This is a genomic window from Haematobacter genomosp. 1, from assembly GCF_002196855.1.
In the GTDB taxonomy this organism is placed as follows: Bacteria; Pseudomonadota; Alphaproteobacteria; order Rhodobacterales; family Rhodobacteraceae; genus Haematobacter.
This window is the reverse complement of sequence record NZ_NIPW01000003.1, coordinates 62414-78050: the sequence shown is the minus strand read 5'-3', so window position 1 is coordinate 78050 and position 15637 is coordinate 62414. Positions and strand designations below refer to the sequence as shown.

Sequence of the window (15637 nt, the reverse complement as noted above, 5' to 3'; positions counted from 1 at the left end):
CTGAGCCTCACGGTAGGCCAGGCCGCCCACGCAAGGGCCGCCGGGAGCGGCTCTGACGGGATGCTGGGAAAGCGCCCCGGGGCGCTGCTGCCCGAGGCGGATATGTCCCCCCGATCTGGAGATCGTTACGGAAACCGCAAGTTCTGGCTCCTGACCGAACCCGATTTCCGGACGACGCAAGCCCGCGCCGATCTCCGATGCGGAAGCCTGCTAGCCCTCCACAAGCCCGGCAACCGCGATCAGCGCGGCGAGACCGGTGGAGAGGCCCTTGCTGCTCGCCTCCGGTTCCACATCGATCCATTCATCCACCGAGTGATATCGGTCGCCATGACCGCCGGTGCCGATCATGACCGCCGGGATGCCGAGGCTCATCGGGATATTGGCATCCGTGGAGGACGCCGCCGTGACGAAATCCAGCCCGTGCGCACGGAGCGCGGCCTTGCAGGCCTCGACGATCGGGGCATCCTCGGGCGTGGCGCCGGCCGGGCGGTTGCCGATCTGCTTCACCTCGGCCGTGATGCTGCCGCTCCGCGTCTCGCGGCGGGCGTTCTCGGCGGCGACGGCCTCCTGCACGAGCGCCCGCATCCGCGCGTCGAGTTTCGCCAGTTCCTCCGGCGAGGCCGAGCGGAGGTCGATCTCCACCCAGACCTGCTCCGGGATGGCGTTGATGGAACTGCCGCCCCCGAAAACGGAACAGGAGAAGGTCGTGCGCGGGGTCTCCGGCACGACGATCTGCCCCATGCCAGCGACCATCGCCGCCATGGCATAGGCCGGGCTGACCGTGCCGAAGGCATTCAGGCTGTGTCCCCCCGGCCCCCGGAAGGTGACGCGGTAGCGATGGGAGCCGATGGCGGAGGTGACGAGCTTGCCCATCTCCGGGCCGTCGAAGGTGAAGAACGCCCCGATCCGGTCGCGATACTCTCCTTCGGTGAACAGGTGGCGGATGCCGCGCAGGTCGCCCTGACCCTCCTCCCCCACATCGGCCACGAAGAGGATGTCCTCCGCCGTCTCGATCCCCGCCGCATCCAGCGCCCGCATGAAGGCAAGAAGCGCCGCCAGACCGCGGGTGTCGTCACCCACGCCGGGGGCAAACAGCTTTGTCCCCTCGCGCCGGACGGTGGTGTCGGTCCCTTCCGGGAAAACCGTGTCGAGATGGGCGGAGGCCACGACCATCCCCTTCCGGCCCGGCGCCTTCCCCGGACGAAGGCCGGTGACATTGCCGATGCCGTCCAGCTTCACATCATGCAGGCCGTGCTGGATCATCAGGTCGCGGTAGATCTCGGCACGGCGCGCCTCCTTGAAGGGGGGCGCCGGGATCTCCGTCAGGGCCACGATATCCTCCACGAACCTGTCGTGATCACGGCGCAGGATGGCTGAGGCGCGGGTGAAGGCGGGCGTGGCGATGATCCGGGCGGCGTCGGTGAGGGGCATGGAGGCTCTCAGGTTCGTCCGGGGACGAGGGCTTCCCGGATCAGGGCGATACGTTCAAGAAGCGCCGGCAGATCCCAACCCTCCGGTCCACCGCCGCTGACCCGCGTTTCATAGACCGCCTCGATCACCCTTGTCACCTCGTTGCGGCGCGCGATCGTGGCCGCGGCCCCCGTCACGGGCGGCAGCGAGGCGCGCCATGCCTTCAGCGGATCGGTGAAGGCCGCGCTGAAGGCGGCCTTGGCCTGCCCCGCGGGCCAGATCCGGCTTCCGGGCTTGCGCGCATCGTCAAGCCATGCCCCGGCAATGAAGGCATTCACCGCGCCCAGAAGCACGCCTGTCGCGGTTTCCATCTGCTTCTGGTCGGGGATATGCGCTTTCAGCCCCATCCAGTCGGCGAAATGCAGCGACAGCCACGTCGTCGCGCAGGTGGTGAGCGCGATGAGCGTGATGGGCGCCAGAAAGCCCACCTGCATGAGGCAGACGGCGGTGCGCGGCCATCTCGCCAGCAAGGCGGTGGCAAGCCCCATCGCCAGCATCCCTGCGAGCAGCGCCGCGAATGACCAGCCGACACTCCCCCAACCGGGCAGGAACTGGATATAGATGCCGAGGAACACCCCGATCAGCACAGGGGCAAGCGCCTGAAACTTCTCCCACATCTCAACGGAGGAGTTCGTGGGGCGGGTTATGGTAGCAGCGATAGACGAGCTGATCCCCCACGATGACGGAATAGACCTCCGATGGCGGCAGATCCAAGTCGCAGCGCGTCTCCTCCCGGAGCAGGGTCCGGTCGAGCTCCCGCGTCAGCGCCGTCGCATCCGCCAGAGGATCGTTCAGCGCCTCCTCCACCGCCGCGGTCGCCTCCTCCAGCCGCGTGATGTCACCGCCCACGACAAGCCCGGGCACTTCTGTAAGTTTGAAATCCGGCACGGCTCTCTCCCCGTAAATGACCTGTGGAAATGCGATCATCTTCCGCCTCTCTCTGTCTCCGGGCAAGTGAGTCTCGTGGCCCGCCTGCGACAGATGAGCCTTCGGCACCCGACGGGGGAACCGCTCCCGCCCTCCCACGTTGGCGATCACCGGCAGCAGGTCACGACGGAGTATCACGCATGGGAGGAGCAGCATGACGCCCTATTGCGGGCCCGCACCCGCCCCGGAGGCCCTGTGGCTGAGCTGGAACGCGGATCCGCTGGTCATGGCTCCGATCCTGCTGCTGGCATTGTGGTCGCTTCATGCGCGGTCGCGCGCGGGGATCGCGGCGGCGGGGGTGATGTTTGTCGCTTTCGTATCGCCGCTCTGCGCCCTGTCCACGGCGCTGTTTTCCGCGCGCGTGGCGCATCACGTGCTCCTCGTCTCCATCGCAGCGCCGCTTCTGGCGCGCTGCCTGCCGCGGAGCACGGGTCGCGGGGGGGAGCTGGCCTTTCTGGCCCATGCGGCGACATTGTGGCTCTGGCATACGCCCGGTCCCTATGGCTGGGCGCTGTCCTCCGACGCCGCATACTGGCTGATGGAGGCGACGCTCCTCGGCTCCGCCGTCTGGCTCTGGCGCGCGATGCTGTCGCCGGCAACCGCAGCGGGGCGGGCGATCCTGCTGCTGCTGGGCGTCACGATGCAGATGGGTCTGCTGGGGGCGCTGCTGGTCTTTGCCGGGCGTCCGCTCTTTGCTCCGCATCTGGCGACAACGGCGCCCTACGGTCTGTCGCCGCTTGAGGATCAGCAGCTCGCCGGGCTCATCATGTGGGTTCCGGCCGCGCTGCCCTATCTCGGCGTCGCGCTCTGGCGGCTGGGCGGACTGCTTGGCCGGCGCGGGCGCGCGGCATGATCGTCGCCTGGGTGAAGCTCATCCACATTGCCGCAATCTCCCTCTGGGCCTTCGGTCTCATGGCGCTGCCGCCGATGCTGATGCGGCGAAACCACGTGGCCGGAGAAGCGGCGCTCCACAACCTGCACCGCGCGACCCGGTATTACTATCTGGCGTTTCTTTCCCCCGCCGCGGCCATCGCGGTCATCTCGGGCACTGCGCTGATCTTTCTGGCGCAGGCCTATGCCCCGTGGTTCGCGGCAAAGCTCGCCTTCGTGGCTGTCCTTTGCATGATGCATGGCCTGGCCGCCGCGCGGATCCTCAAGGTGTTCGGAGAGGAAGCCCGCTATCCGCGCTGGCTGGGCCTCCTGTCGCTTTTCCTGCTGATTGGCACTGTCGGGGCCATCCTGTTTCTTGTCCTCGGCAAGCCGGTGCTTACGCCTCCCGATCTGCCGCTTCTGCGTCCCGGCGCCCTGTCGGAGCGGTTTCCCGGGCTTCCGTCTCTTCGCCCTGAATGAGGCCGATCCCGTGATGGAAGATGAGCTTGCCGCCATGCCAGCCCGCAGCCCCCGCCACGATCGCGGAGAGAAGCGACAGCAGGATCCCTACGGGCATCACGTCGCCGCCCTGAAACCTGAACCCCCAGTTCAACCCGAGAAGCGAGATCAGCATGAGGCCCGCCACCCCGTGACTCCAGCTCCCGACCCGCGTCCTGATGCCCGGAACGGCAAGGATTTCCACCAGCCCCGCCAGCCCCGCCAGCGCGCCGGAGAGGAAGCCGAAGCCGACCATCCAGATCGCCGCCCGCGCCCAGAACGGATCGCCGTTCCACCAGTAGAGCAGATCGGCCCCGAGAACGGTCATCGTCAGAGCGATGGGGAAATGCACCAGCATGGCGTGAATCGGGTGTCCGGCAAAGGCCACGACCGATTCCGTCGTCTCGGCGGCGACCTCCGCCATGACCGGGTCGTCCTCGTCCTGCGGCTCGCGGGCGGTATCGTTCATCGGCTGTCTCTCCTGTGGCGTTCTCTCCGAACGGCGGGACGGAGCGGTCGGTTCCTGCTTGCGACGTTTCCGCTCACCGCCTGCGGCGGCCCCCTCTCCACGCTGGCGCCGGGCGGGCGCGTGGCGGGGGACATCGCCTTTCTGTGGTGGGCGATGCTGGCGGCCTCCGGACTGGCTTTCGCCATCGTCATGGGGTTCTTCCTGACCGCGTTGCTCAGGCCCGGGCGTCTCGGACAGGTGCCTGTCGGGCGCTGGTTCGTCTGGGGCGGCTTCGCCCTGCCGCTCGCCGTGCTGACGCTGCTGGTCGGCATCGGTTTCGTGGTCGGGGAGCGCGCGATCCTGCGCGGCGCGGAACCGCTGGTGATCGAGGCGGAGGCCCGGCAATGGTCCTGGACCTTCCGCTATGCCGGCCGTCCCGATCTGCCGCCCGAAGAAAACGGCATCGCCATTCCCGTAGGCCAGCCGGTGGAGTTCCGGCTGACCAGCGCCGACGTGATCCACTCCTTCTGGGTGCCGCGCCTTGCAGGCAAGCTCGACGCGATACCGGGCCATGTGAACCGGCTGCGCCTCATCGCGGACGATGCGGGGGAGTTCGGCGGGGTCTGCGCCGAATACTGCGGGCCGGGCCATGCGATGATGCCCTTCCTCATCCGCGCGGTTCCCGTGGCGGAGTTCGAACGCCTGACCGGAGGTACCGAATGAGCGTGCTGCCCGACGGACGCCCCGACGCACGGCCCCGCAGCCGCCAGATCCCCACGCCCGAGGCCGCCCGGAGGGATAGGGAGCTGGAGCGGATCTGGACCTCCGGCCATGGCTGGCGGCGGCTGTCGGCGGTAAACCACTCCGTCGTCGGGATGCGGTTCATCCTGACGTCGCTCGTGTTCTTCACCATCGGAGGGCTGCTAGCCATGCTGATCCGCGCGCAGCTCGCCACCACCCGCAGCCCGTTTCTGGATGCCGAAAGCTATGCGCAGGTCTTCACCATGCATGGCACGGTGATGATGTTCCTGTTCGCCATTCCGTTCTTCGAGGGGTACGCCATCTACTTCCTGCCGAAGATGCTCGGCGCGCGCGACCTCGCCTTTCCGCGCATGTCGGCCTACGGCTACTGGTGCTACCTGTTCGGCGGGGCGATCCTCATCGCGGCGCTGATCGCGGGTTATGCGCCGAAGGATGGGTGGTTCATGTACACGCCGCTTTCCTCTGCGACCTATTCGCCGGGGGTGAACGCGGATATCTGGCTGCTGGGCATCACCTTCGTGGAGATCTCCGCCCTGTCCGCCGCGGTGGAGATCGTGGTGACGATCCTGAAGATGCGCGCCCCCGGCATGACGCTGGACCGGATGCCGATCTTCGCCTGGTACATGCTGGTCGTCGCGGCGATGATGGTGCTGGGCTTCCCGCCGCTGATCGTCGGCTCCCTGCTGCTGGAGGCGGAGCGTGCCTTCGGCCTGCCGTTCTTCAATCCGACGCGCGGCGGCGATCCGCTGCTCTGGCAGCACCTCTTCTGGCTGTTCGGCCACCCGGAGGTCTATATCATCTTCCTGCCCGCGGCGGGCGCGCTCTCCACCCTGCTCCCCGTTTTTGCCGGGCGGCCGCTGGCGGGGCGGCGCATGGTGATCGCGGCAGTGCTGTCGATGGGGTTTCTCTCCTTCGGCCTCTGGGTCCACCACATGTACACGGTCGGCCTGCCGCATCTGTCGCTCGCCTTCTTTTCCGCCGCCTCCGCCGTGGTGGCGATCCCGACGGCTGTGCAGATCTTCGCATGGATCGGCACGCTGGCCACCGGGCGGCCAAGGCTTGAGCTGCCGATGCTGCATGTCTTCGGCTTCTTCTTCGTCTTTGTGATCGGCGGGCTGACGGGGGTGATGCTGGCGGTCGTGCCCTTCGACTGGCAGGCCCATGACAGCCATTTCGTCGTCGCGCATCTGCACTACGTGCTGGTTGGCGGCTTTCTGTTTCCGATGATGGCGGCCGCCTATTACTGGCTGCCGGCGCTTACCGGGCGGATGCCGGACGGGCGGCTGGCCCGGCCCGCCTTCTGGCTGATCTTCATCGGCTTCAACCTGACCTTCTTCATCATGCACCTTACCGGGCTGCTCGGGATGCCGCGCCGGGTGGACCATTACACCGCGGATACCGGGTGGGAGGTGTTCAACCTCATCTCCTCCATCGGCAGTTTCGTGATGACGGGCGGGTTCATGCTGGTGGTCGTCGATATCGCGCTGACCCTGCGCTACGGGCGGCAGACGGAGCCGGACCCCTGGGGGGCCGGAACGCTGGACTGGGCGGTGCCGAAGCTGCCCGCGCCCAGCTACAACTTCCCCGCCCTGCCCCGGATCGCGGCGAATGCCGACCGGCTCCGCCCCCGCGACATCGGGCCCGCGCTGGCAGAGGGCGAAGGCTACCTGCCCACGCCGCGCAACGGTTGGATGGAGACGCTGGTGACCGGGGCCGCCGATGCGGAGCCGGAGCATATCGCGCTTCTCCCCCGTCAGACCTTTCTGCCGCTCTATACCGCGCTGGCGACGGGGACGGTTTTCCTCGCGCTGATCTTCAAGCTCTACTGGTGGCCGCCCCTCGGCATTGCGCTGGTGGTGGCGCTGTTTCTGTGCTGGACCGCGCGGGGGGAGTTCCGCCGCGATCACGGCAGGCTGGATGCGGGCTTGGGTGCGCGGCTCCCGCTTCATGCCGAAGTCTCCCGCCCGCTGACATGGTGGGCCATGGCGGCGACGATCGCCGCCGATGCCACGGCCTATGCCGCGCTCCTGTTCGGCGGGCTGTTCCTGTGGCTTTCCGCTCCCGGATGGCCGCCGCCGGACTTTCCCGTTCCGCCGGTTCCCTGGGTGCTGGTGGCGCTGGCCGCCCCGGTGATCGCCGCGCTCGCCGCCCGTCTGGCGGAGCGGGGGGGAGAGATGCCGTTGCTGGCGCTGACGCTCGTCTGCCAGCTTGCGGCGCTTGCGGCGCTCGTGGGGCTGATCCTTGCGGTTCCCGCCCCCACCTCCCACGCCGCTCTGGCGAGCATGGCGGCGGTTCTCGCCTATGCCGCGCTGCATGTCGGACTGGGCGCGCTTTTTGCGGCCTATGGCATCTGGCGCGTCCGGGCGGGCTATGTCTCCACGGCGCGGCGGGCGGATCTGACGATCGGCAGGCTCTGGCAGGATTACAGCGCGCTGGTGGCCCTGATCGCGGTCGGGTTCCTCTATGCGCTCACCCATCTGTCGCAAACGGTGCCGCTATGATCGGGCTGCGTCCGCTGGCCGGATTCGCGGCGCTCGTCGGACCCTTCGTGATCTGGAGCATCGCCTTCGTCCTGCTCTACGGGACGCACGCCACCGGCTGCGCGCTGGGATGGGAGGGGCGGGCATTCCTGACGACCTCGCTCCTCCGCGCGGTGCTGGCGGGCATTCTCGCGCTGACCTTCGCCGCGCTGTTTCTCCTCCGCCCCGCGGGGGGAGAGGAACCGCTGGCCCGGGTCGCGCGCCTGATGTTCATCGCGGCGCTCGTGGCGACGGTATTCTGCTTCTGGGCGGTCTTTGTCCTGCCGCTCTGCTAGGCAGTGCGTTTGCCGGGAGCATGTCCAGATGCGAACCGCCCGCGGAGTTTCCTCCACGGGCGGCCCGACGATCACCGACGAGGGAGCTTACTCGGCGGCGAACTGGTTCATGGTGTTGCCATGGCCACCGGCCTTCAGCGCGCGCTCACCCGCCACCATCTCCTTGAACGTGTCGCCCAGATCGGAGCCGACCTCGTGCTGGTGCTTCACGGCGGAGATGCCGCGACGGATTTCCTCACGCTGCACGGTCGCGACATAGGCGAGCATCTTGTCCTCGCCGAAGTAGCCGCGGCTGAGCTCGTCCACCGATTTCGCGGTGAGGTGGAAGGTCGGCAGGGTGATGAGGTTGTGGAACACGCCCGCCTTGGTGGAGATGTCGAACTGGAAGTTCTGCAGGCGGGCATCCGCCTCGCGGCCCAGATCGGTCGCGTCGAACTCCGCCTTCATCAGCTCGTTGCCCTCCGGGTAGTCGGCTTCCTTGATCCGGCCCTCCTTCAGCCACTCGTTGCGGACCTGCTTGCGGAGGTTGAGCGTCCAGTTGAACGAGGGCGAGTTGTTGTAGGTCAGCTTGGCGTGGGGAGCCTTGGCGCGGATGTCGGCAACCATGCCGGCGATCTCCGCCACGTTGGGCGTATCCGTCTCGATCCAGATCAGGTCGGCGCCGCCATCGTTGAGCGAGGCGATGCAGTCCTCGACCACCCGCGACCGGCCGGAGCCGTCCTTGAACTTGTAAAGGCCGTTCGGCAGGCGCACCGGCTTCACCAGCTTGCCCTCGCTCACCATCAGCACTTCGCCATCGGCGGGCAGGTTGCCTTCGGCCACCGGCTCCACCTCGACCCACTTCAGATATTCGGAAGCGAGATCGCCCGGATGCTGGCTGACGGGGAGTTTCTGCGTCAGGCCGGCGCCGAGGCTGTCGGTGCGGGCCACGATCACGCCCTCATCCACGCCCAGTTCCTCGAAGGCGAGGCGGCAGGCACGGAGCTTCTCGATGAAGTCCTCGCGCGGCACGGTGACCTTGCCGTCCTGGTGGCCGCACTGCTTGGCATCCGACACCTGGTTCTCGATCTGGAGACAGCAGGCGCCGGCCTTGATGAGCTCCTTCGCCAGCAGATAGGTGGCGTGCTCGTTGCCGAAGCCCGCGTCGATATCGGCGATGATCGGCACGACATGCGATTCGAAGGTGTCGATCGCCTCGATCGCCTTCTTCTCGGCCACCTGGTCGCCCTTGGCACGCGCGGCCTTCAGATCCTTGAACAGATCGTTTAGCGCTACTTCATCCGCCTGACGCAGCGAGGTGTAGATCTCCTCGATCAGATCCGCGACGGCGGTCTTTTCATGCATGGACTGGTCCGGCAGGTGGCCCCAGCGGTTGCGCAGACCCGCGACCATCCAGCCCGACAGATAGACATAGGCCCGTTTCGTCGTGCCCCGCAGACGCTTGACCGACTTGATCATCTGCTGCGCGTGGAAGCCGGACCAGCAGCCCAGCGACTGGGTGAACTGCGTCGGGTCGGCATCATAGGCCGCCATGTCCTCCCGCATCACCGTCGCCATGTCGCGGGCAATGTCGAGATGGGTGGAATAGGTGTTCTGCAGCTTGAGCTGGACGATATCCTCAACCGTCACGCCGCCGGGCGTCTGGCCGGAGGGGTAGCGGGCAAGCGTCTCGGCTTCGAGTTCTGCATAGGTCTTGCGGGCCATCTTGGGTCCTTTCACTGTCGAAATTGTCGGGGAGAGGCGGGCGATGGGGCGCCCGCCCGGTTTATCAGTCGAGCGCGTTCAGCACGTCATAGGCCGGCAGCGTAATGAAATCGGGCAGCACCTCGGCGGAGGCCGCCTCCTGGAAGATTCGCGCGGCGGAGGCGTAGCGCCCCCGGTGGAAGGCGTTCGGACCGATCCGGTCGAGGATGGAGACGATCTCCTCCTGCACCAGTTCCGCCAGCCATTCGCGGCTCATCGTCCGCTCGCCGCCCGCGCTGAGGGCGACGCTGGCGGAATGGCGGATCCACTGCCAGATCTGGGCGCGCGAGATCTCCGCCGTCGCGGCATCTTCCATCAGGTTGTGGATCGGCACCGCGCCACGGCCCGACAGCCACTGCGCCAGATATTCGATGGCCACGGAAACATTGGTGCGGACACCCGCCTCCGTGATCGTGCCCTCCGTCGGCTTCAGCAGCATGGCCGGTTCGATCCGCCATTCCTGACGCGGTTTGCGGATCTGGTTCGGGCCGGGCATCTCGGCATCGAACACCTCCATGGCGACCGGAACCAGATCGGGATGGGCGACCCAGGTGCCGTCAAACCCCATGCCCACTTCGCGCAGCTTGTCCGCCCGGACCTTGGCAAAGGCGGCCTCGTTCGTGGCCGGGTCGTTCTTCACCGGGATCTGTGCGGCCATGCCGCCCATGGCGTGAATGCCGCGGCGGTGGCAGACCTTCACGACCCGCGCCGCATAGGTGGCCAGGAAGGCGCGATCCATCGTGACCTGCGCCCGGTCGGGCAGGACATAGGCGGAATGGTTCCGCAGGGATTTGATATAGCTGAAGATGTAGTCCCAGCGCCCGGAGTTCAGCCCGGCGATATGGTCCTTCAGCTCCCAGACGATCTCATCCATCTCGAAGGCGGCGGGCAGCGTCTCGATCAGCACGGTGGCCTTGATCGTGCCCTGCGGAATGCCGAGGCGATCCTGCGCGAAGACGAAGACCTCGTTCCAGAAACGCGCCTCGCGGTGGCCCTCCAGCTTCGGCAGGTAATAGAACGGCCCCCGCCCCGTCGCCGCCAGCGCGCGCCCGTTGTGGAAGATGTTCAGCCCGAAGTCGAACAGCGCGGCGGAGACGGCATAGCCCCCGATCATCATGTTCGCCTCGTCCAGATGCAGCCCGCGCGGACGCACGATCAGCACCGCCGGGGTATCGCCCACGCGGTAGGACTTGCCCGTCTCCGCATCGTCGAGCTCCAGCGTGCCGTCGCGGTAGTCGAGCATGTTGACATGCCCCGCGATGATATTGGTGAAGCTGGGCGAGGTCGCATCCTCGAAATCGGCCATGAAGACCTTCGCGCCGGAGTTCAGGGCGTTGATCATCATCTTGCGGTCAACCGGGCCGGTGATCTCGACCCGGCGGTCGGCCAGGACGTCCGGCACCCGCGCGGCGGACCAGATGCCACGGCGGATCGTCACCGTCTCCTCTAGATAGTCGGGCAGACGGCCGTCGTCGTACCGCTCCTGCCGGCGCTGTCGGGCGACCATCAGCGCATGGAGCTTGGAGCCGAAACGCGCCTGCAGCTCCGCGATGAAGGCAGTCGCGTCCGGGGTCAGCACCCGATCCTGTCCCCGCACCACACGCAGGAACACCGGACGGGTCGCGATCGAAGGGGCGGCAAGATCAAGGGACATGGCGATTCTCCTTTCGTGCAGGACAAGCACGATTCGTTATGTCATGTTAGTAATGTAATGCCGCACACGCAGCATGAGATGCATCGTTACTTGTGTGAATGAGGTCGTGTTGTCAGTTGTGTCGTGGCTAAAACGTGGATTTTGTAAGGTTTGTAAGTAATGGCGCGAGGCGAGAAGCTCATCATCGGCCCCCGGTTGAAGGCGTTGCGCCAGAACCTCGGGCTTACACAGGCGCAGATGGCCGAACAGCTCCGCGTGAGCCCGAGCTACATCACGCTCATCGAAGCCGACCAGCGTCCTGCCAGCGCGCGGCTGCTCATGCGACTCGCCGAAGTGTTCGACCTGAACGTCGCCGAACTCGCCCCGAGCCATGATACGCAACTTGCGACCGACCTGACGGCGACGCTGAAGGATCCGGCGCTGGAAGCCGCGCATGTCACCCGCACGGAGATCGAGCAGGCGCTCCATGCCGCACCGGGAGTGGCGGGCGCGCTCGTCCGTCTGCACGAGCGCTACCGGCGGGTAATCCTGCGCAGCCAGTCGGGGGACAATCCCCTCATCGACCGGGACAAGGTGCAGGTGCTGGAGGAAGGCTCCCGCCCCGTGGAGGATGTGCGCCTGTGGTTCTACGACCGCCGGAACTACATCGACGAGGTGGACCGCGCGGCAGAAGCGATGGCGGAGGACTTGGGCCTCCACCGGGGAGAGCCGAATACCGTGCTGACGGAACGGCTTCGGGCTCACGGCATCCGCGTCCGCATCCTGCCGGGCGACGTGCTCTCGGGGCGGTTGCGGCGGTTCGAGATGCACCGGCGGGAGCTCATGCTCTCCGAGCTTCTGGGGCAGGCAAGCCGCCGGTTCCAGATCGCCGTTCTGCTGGCGCGACTGGAGCACGAGCCGGTGATCGAGGCGACGCTCGCCGATTCGGGAATGGAGGGGGAGGCGATGCGGCTCGCCCGTGTGAGCCTGTTCAACTACTTCGCCGCCGCCCTGCTGATGCCCTATCGCCGGTTCCTCGCCGCCTGCGAATCGGCGCGCTATGACGTGGAACTGCTCAGCCACCGCTTCGGCACAAGCTACGAGCAGACGGCCCACCGCATGTCCACGCTGCAACGTGCGGATGCGCGGGGGGTGCCCTTCTTCTTCGTGCGGGTGGACCGGGCGGGCAATGTCTCCAAACGGTTCAGCGCCGGGCGTTTTCCCTTTTCCAAATTCGGCGGTACCTGTCCGCTATGGAACATCCATGCGGCCTTCGAGGCCCCGGACAAGGTTCTGACGCAGGTCATCCGCATGCCGGATGGCGCGAGCTACTTCTCCATCGCGCGGACGGTCACGCGGACCGGCGGCACCTTCGACCAGCCCGCGCCGAAACTGGCCATAGGGCTGGGCTGCGACATCGCCTATGCGCCGCGTCTCATCCATGCCGACCAGATGAACCTCGAACGGACCGTACCGACGGATGTGGGCCTGAACTGCTACCTTTGCGAGCGTCCCAACTGCGCCTCCCGCGCCCATGCGCCGATCAACCGCCGGTTGGCGATCAACGAGCAGGAGCGCAGCCTGTCGATCTACCGATTCGAAGGGGAGGGCTGAGGGCTGAGGGCTGAGGGCTGAGGGCTGAGGGCTGAGGGCTGAGGGCTGAGGGCTGAGGGCTGAGGGCTGAGGGCTGAGGGCTGAGGGCTGAGGGCTGAGGGCTGAGGGCTGAGGGCTAGGCATCCTCCCTTCGGCCGAACTCGTAAAGCGTGCATGAGATGTCGTCGGGGAAATCCGCGCCACCGACGGACTCCGCCAGATCGGCGATCACCGACTCGAGGAATTTCCGCCCGGCAAGCTGCCGGTTGAGGCGGAGGATGTCGGCCAGATGCTCCTCCATCACGCCCTGTCCCGCCGCGCCGCACTCTGTCACGCCATCGGTGAGCAGCAGCATCCTGTCACCGGGCCGCAGCGTCACCGTCACCTCCTCGTACTCCGCCTCCGCGATCAGGCCGATGGGAAAGCCCCCCGCGCCCGGAAACTCCACCATGCCGTTCGCCCGGATAATCGCCGGGTTGGGATGGCCCGCCTGCACGAAGGTGACGCAACCGGTGGCCATGTCGGCGTCGGCGTAGATCATGGTGAAATACCGCTCCGTCTCCATCTCCTCCAGAAACACCCGGTTCAGGTGGACGGCGACCTCCTGCGGTCTGCGCGGGGTGAGAGTGCCGTATTCGTTGCGGACCAGCGCCACGTTCTGGCCACCGCCCCCCGGAGAGAACAACCCCGAAAGACGCGCCATCATCAGCGCCGCGGCGACACCATGGCCCGCAACATCGACCGAGAAGAACCCGACCCGCCGGGGCCCGATCGGGAAGAACCCCGCCAGATCCCCCCCGATCTGCCCGCTTGGCCGCAAGAGCACCGAAAGGGCGGCTGGCCCGAAATCGCGCGAATGGTCGCGCACCAGCGCCTGTTGCAGCTTGCGCGCCTCATCCAGATCACGGTCGAGTGCGCTGTAGAGGCCGCGCACCTCCGCCAGCGTCTCGTTGAGCCGCCGGTTGCTGTCGGAGAGCCGCCGCTGCATGTCGATGATCCGCTCTCCCGCCGCGATGCGGGCGCGGAGCTCCCCGGGGGTTACGGGCTTGGTCAGGAAGTCATCGGCCCCGCAATCCAGCCCGTGGGCGACCTCATTTTTCTCGCTCTTGGCGGTGACGAGGATGAAGTAGCTGTAGCTTTCCCCCGGCAGCGCCCGGAACGCCTCGCAGAAGTCGAGACCGTTCATGCCGGGCATCATCCAGTCGCTGATGACCAGATCGAACCGCCGCTGACGCGAGAGGAGCAGCGCCGCTTCCCCCGTCTCCGCCTCCTGTACATCATAGCCCCAGTCGGTCAGCATCTCCGCCAGCAACCGCCGCTGCAATCCGCTGTCATCGACGACAAGCGCCGTCCGCCCCCCCCAGCGCTGGGGCTGGGCAAGGGGCATGACGGGCTGGGACATCATAATGGGCATGGGCATGGGCATGGGCAAAGGGGTTCCTCCGAAATCGCTCCAGCTATCGCAGGAAACCCTTAACGCGCGATGAACCGAGCGGTCTCGGCGGCGTAACCGGCCATTAAGCTCCTGCGCATAAGGTGCTTCCGAAGCGGGAGGACGGCATGATCGACTGGCGGCGCGTGGCGGTGTTGAGGCGCGACCTCTCCACCCAGACCTTTGACATCCTTATCGACGTGTTCCGCGCGGAGGTGGAGGAGACGCTTGCGGCCATGAGGGAGGAGAACGCGGGAGCGGAGGCCTGTCACTTCCTGCGGGGCAGCGCGCTCAACATGGGGTTTTCGGCCTTTGCCCGCCTCTGCGCGGAAGGAGAGGCGGCACCGGGTAGTCTTACCGTGGAAACCCTGCGGTCCCTCTGGCAGGCGTCGCTGGCCGCGTTTCTCGACGGTCCGCCCGTCAGCGCGAAAACCGATAGACCGTGGCCTGACGGCGCACCTCTCCGGGGCGCAGCACAAGATCGGGGAAGCCCGGATGGTTGATTGCATCGGGCCAGATCTGCGTCTCCAGACAGAAGCCCGCAGCCGAGCCGTAATCCCTGCCCCCCAGACCCGGAACGCCGATCACCATCCCCACCGCACAGAACAGCTGCACGCCGGGTTCGGTGGTCAGCACCTCCAGCGTCACGCCGGAGGCGGGGCTTTCCGCCCAGGCCACGGGGCGCAGATCGACCCTGCCCTCGGAGAGACAGAAGTTGTGGTCGAACGCGATGCCGGCCTCCGCCATCCTGTCGCCAAGGATCGTGGCGTCCCGCAGGTCGAAGGCCGTGCCGGACACCGGCGCGATCTCTCCCGTCGGCACCTTCAGCGCGTTCACCGGGAGATAGGCCCCGGCGTCGATGCGCATCCGGTGGCTCAGGATGTCCGGCCCGCCGTCGAGGTTGAAGTAGCCATGGTGGCACAGGTTCACCAGCGTCGGCGCATCCACCCGCGATTCATAGGTGATTTCCAGCCCGCCATCCGCAAGCCGCATGTGGCACAGCGAGTCGACGGCCCCCGGATAGCCTGCCTGCCCCGCCGGATCATGGATGGAGAGGGTGAGCCGGTCCGCTCCATGCTCCTCCACCTTCCAGACGCGTTTCGCCATGCCGCGGCTGCCGCCATGGCTGTGGGTCACGCCCTTTTCGTTCAGCTCCAGCGCGTAGTCCCGCCCGTCCAGAGAGAACCGCCCGTTGCCGATCCGGTTCGCCACCCGCCCGCAGGTGGCGCCGTGATTGCGCGAATGGCCGAGATAATCCTCCAGCGTCTCGAACCCCAGCACCAGCGGGGGCGCATGGCCGTCCAGCCGAAGGTCGCGCACCACCGCGCCGTAGGTCAGCACCTCGGCCCGGAGACCGCCCCCGCTGAGCGTCAGCGCCTCCACCTGCGTCCCATCGGGCAGGGTTCCGAATATGCGACGGCTCATGGCTCTCTCCGCGCCGGGATG

At 67.0% G+C, this 15637-nt stretch carries 15 protein-coding genes; 7 read left to right on the top strand and 8 right to left on the bottom strand.

The window, feature by feature from the left end; all coding sequences use genetic code 11:
* Window positions 1–210: 210 nt before the first annotated feature.
* From CDV49_RS00480 to CDV49_RS00470, 3 genes are read right to left on the bottom strand one after another with little or no spacing between them, the layout of a single operon-like run.
* Window positions 211–1431, bottom strand: coding sequence for a M20/M25/M40 family metallo-hydrolase (locus CDV49_RS00480; protein WP_088213619.1), 1221 nt, complete (start codon window positions 1429–1431; stop codon window positions 211–213).
* A gap of 8 nt (window positions 1432–1439) precedes the next feature.
* Window positions 1440–2087, bottom strand: a complete 648-nt coding sequence (locus tag CDV49_RS00475) for a hypothetical protein (RefSeq protein WP_088213618.1) — start codon at window positions 2085–2087, stop codon at window positions 1440–1442.
* Between the two features lies 1 nt (window position 2088).
* Entirely contained in the window at window positions 2089–2358 is a 270-nt protein-coding gene (locus CDV49_RS00470) for a hypothetical protein (protein ID WP_088213617.1), read from the bottom strand.
* 193 nt (window positions 2359–2551) lie between these two features.
* On the opposite strand from CDV49_RS00470, the gene CDV49_RS00465 reads away from it, so the two are divergent.
* Complete coding sequence (locus CDV49_RS00465) at window positions 2552–3250, top strand: cytochrome c oxidase assembly protein (protein ID WP_088213616.1); 699 nt, start codon at window positions 2552–2554, stop codon at window positions 3248–3250.
* Window positions 3247–3747 carry a CopD family protein gene (locus CDV49_RS00460; protein WP_088213615.1) on the top strand — a complete coding sequence of 167 codons (501 nt, stop codon included), beginning with the start codon at window positions 3247–3249 and terminating at the stop codon, window positions 3745–3747. Before CDV49_RS00465 ends, CDV49_RS00460 begins: the two co-directional genes overlap by 4 nt.
* Here CDV49_RS00460 and CDV49_RS00455 read toward each other — a convergent pair.
* Window positions 3665–4234, bottom strand: coding sequence for a DUF2231 domain-containing protein (locus tag CDV49_RS00455; RefSeq protein ID WP_088213614.1), 570 nt, complete (start codon window positions 4232–4234; stop codon window positions 3665–3667). The genes CDV49_RS00460 and CDV49_RS00455 overlap by 83 nt on opposite strands.
* 120 nt (window positions 4235–4354) lie before the next feature.
* Between CDV49_RS00455 and CDV49_RS00450 the strand changes: the two genes are divergently transcribed.
* From CDV49_RS00450 to CDV49_RS00440, 3 genes are read left to right on the top strand one after another with little or no spacing between them, the layout of a single operon-like run.
* Window positions 4355–4936 carry a cytochrome c oxidase subunit II gene (locus CDV49_RS00450; protein WP_218821862.1) on the top strand — a complete coding sequence of 194 codons (582 nt, stop codon included), beginning with the start codon at window positions 4355–4357 and terminating at the stop codon, window positions 4934–4936.
* Window positions 4933–7476, top strand: a complete 2544-nt coding sequence (gene ctaD, locus CDV49_RS00445; protein ID WP_088213613.1) for a cytochrome c oxidase subunit I — start codon at window positions 4933–4935, stop codon at window positions 7474–7476. The genes CDV49_RS00450 and ctaD overlap by 4 nt, the downstream gene beginning before the upstream one ends.
* Window positions 7473–7790, top strand: a complete 318-nt coding sequence (locus CDV49_RS00440; protein WP_088213612.1) for a hypothetical protein — start codon at window positions 7473–7475, stop codon at window positions 7788–7790. Before ctaD ends, CDV49_RS00440 begins: the two co-directional genes overlap by 4 nt.
* A gap of 87 nt (window positions 7791–7877) precedes the next feature.
* On the opposite strand, the gene CDV49_RS00435 is transcribed toward CDV49_RS00440, so the two are convergent.
* On the bottom strand, window positions 7878–9494 hold the full coding sequence (locus CDV49_RS00435; protein WP_088213611.1) for an isocitrate lyase: 1617 nt from the start codon (window positions 9492–9494) through the stop codon (window positions 7878–7880).
* A gap of 64 nt (window positions 9495–9558) precedes the next feature.
* Window positions 9559–11187, bottom strand: coding sequence for a malate synthase A (aceB, locus tag CDV49_RS00430; protein WP_088213610.1), 1629 nt, complete (start codon window positions 11185–11187; stop codon window positions 9559–9561).
* A 159-nt stretch (window positions 11188–11346) separates the two neighbouring features.
* Here aceB and CDV49_RS00425 point away from each other — a divergent pair, with 159 nt between their 5' ends.
* The gene (locus tag CDV49_RS00425) at window positions 11347–12780 is read left to right on the top strand and encodes a helix-turn-helix domain-containing protein (RefSeq protein ID WP_088213609.1); all 1434 of its coding nucleotides are present in this window, start codon (window positions 11347–11349) and stop codon (window positions 12778–12780) included.
* 115 nt (window positions 12781–12895) lie between these two features.
* Here CDV49_RS00425 and CDV49_RS00420 read toward each other — a convergent pair whose 3' ends face one another.
* Window positions 12896–14185 (bottom strand): PP2C family protein-serine/threonine phosphatase, encoded by a 1290-nt coding sequence (locus tag CDV49_RS00420; RefSeq protein WP_256947169.1) that lies wholly within the window; start codon window positions 14183–14185, stop codon window positions 12896–12898.
* 134 nt (window positions 14186–14319) lie between these two features.
* Here CDV49_RS00420 and CDV49_RS20030 point away from each other — a divergent pair, with 134 nt between their 5' ends.
* A complete protein-coding gene (locus CDV49_RS20030; protein ID WP_143413090.1) occupies window positions 14320–14694 on the top strand; it encodes an Hpt domain-containing protein in 375 nt (124 codons plus the stop codon).
* On the opposite strand, the gene CDV49_RS00415 is transcribed toward CDV49_RS20030, so the two are convergent.
* Window positions 14612–15616: an aldose epimerase family protein gene (locus CDV49_RS00415; protein WP_088213608.1), complete on the bottom strand. Its 1005-nt coding sequence runs from the start codon at window positions 15614–15616 to the stop codon at window positions 14612–14614. The genes CDV49_RS20030 and CDV49_RS00415 overlap by 83 nt on opposite strands.
* Between the last annotated feature and the right edge of the window lie 21 nt (window positions 15617–15637).

Coding starts and splice junctions, on each gene's coding strand:
- CDV49_RS00480 (WP_088213619.1), bottom strand. CDS start 1,431: ATGCCCCTCACCGACGCCGCCCGGATCATCGCCACGCCCGCCTTCACC.
- CDV49_RS00475 (WP_088213618.1), bottom strand. CDS start 2,087: ATGTGGGAGAAGTTTCAGGCGCTTGCCCCTGTGCTGATCGGGGTGTTC.
- CDV49_RS00465 (WP_088213616.1), top strand. CDS start 2,552: ATGACGCCCTATTGCGGGCCCGCACCCGCCCCGGAGGCCCTGTGGCTG.
- CDV49_RS00460 (WP_088213615.1), top strand. CDS start 3,247: ATGATCGTCGCCTGGGTGAAGCTCATCCACATTGCCGCAATCTCCCTC.
- CDV49_RS00455 (WP_088213614.1), bottom strand. CDS start 4,234: ATGAACGATACCGCCCGCGAGCCGCAGGACGAGGACGACCCGGTCATG.
- ctaD (WP_088213613.1), top strand. CDS start 4,933: ATGAGCGTGCTGCCCGACGGACGCCCCGACGCACGGCCCCGCAGCCGC.
- CDV49_RS00440 (WP_088213612.1), top strand. CDS start 7,473: ATGATCGGGCTGCGTCCGCTGGCCGGATTCGCGGCGCTCGTCGGACCC.
- CDV49_RS00435 (WP_088213611.1), bottom strand. CDS start 9,494: ATGGCCCGCAAGACCTATGCAGAACTCGAAGCCGAGACGCTTGCCCGC.
- aceB (WP_088213610.1), bottom strand. CDS start 11,187: ATGTCCCTTGATCTTGCCGCCCCTTCGATCGCGACCCGTCCGGTGTTC.
- CDV49_RS00425 (WP_088213609.1), top strand. CDS start 11,347: ATGGCGCGAGGCGAGAAGCTCATCATCGGCCCCCGGTTGAAGGCGTTG.
- CDV49_RS00420 (WP_256947169.1), bottom strand. CDS start 14,185: ATGCCCATGCCCATGCCCATTATGATGTCCCAGCCCGTCATGCCCCTT.
- CDV49_RS20030 (WP_143413090.1), top strand. CDS start 14,320: ATGATCGACTGGCGGCGCGTGGCGGTGTTGAGGCGCGACCTCTCCACC.
- CDV49_RS00415 (WP_088213608.1), bottom strand. CDS start 15,616: ATGAGCCGTCGCATATTCGGAACCCTGCCCGATGGGACGCAGGTGGAG.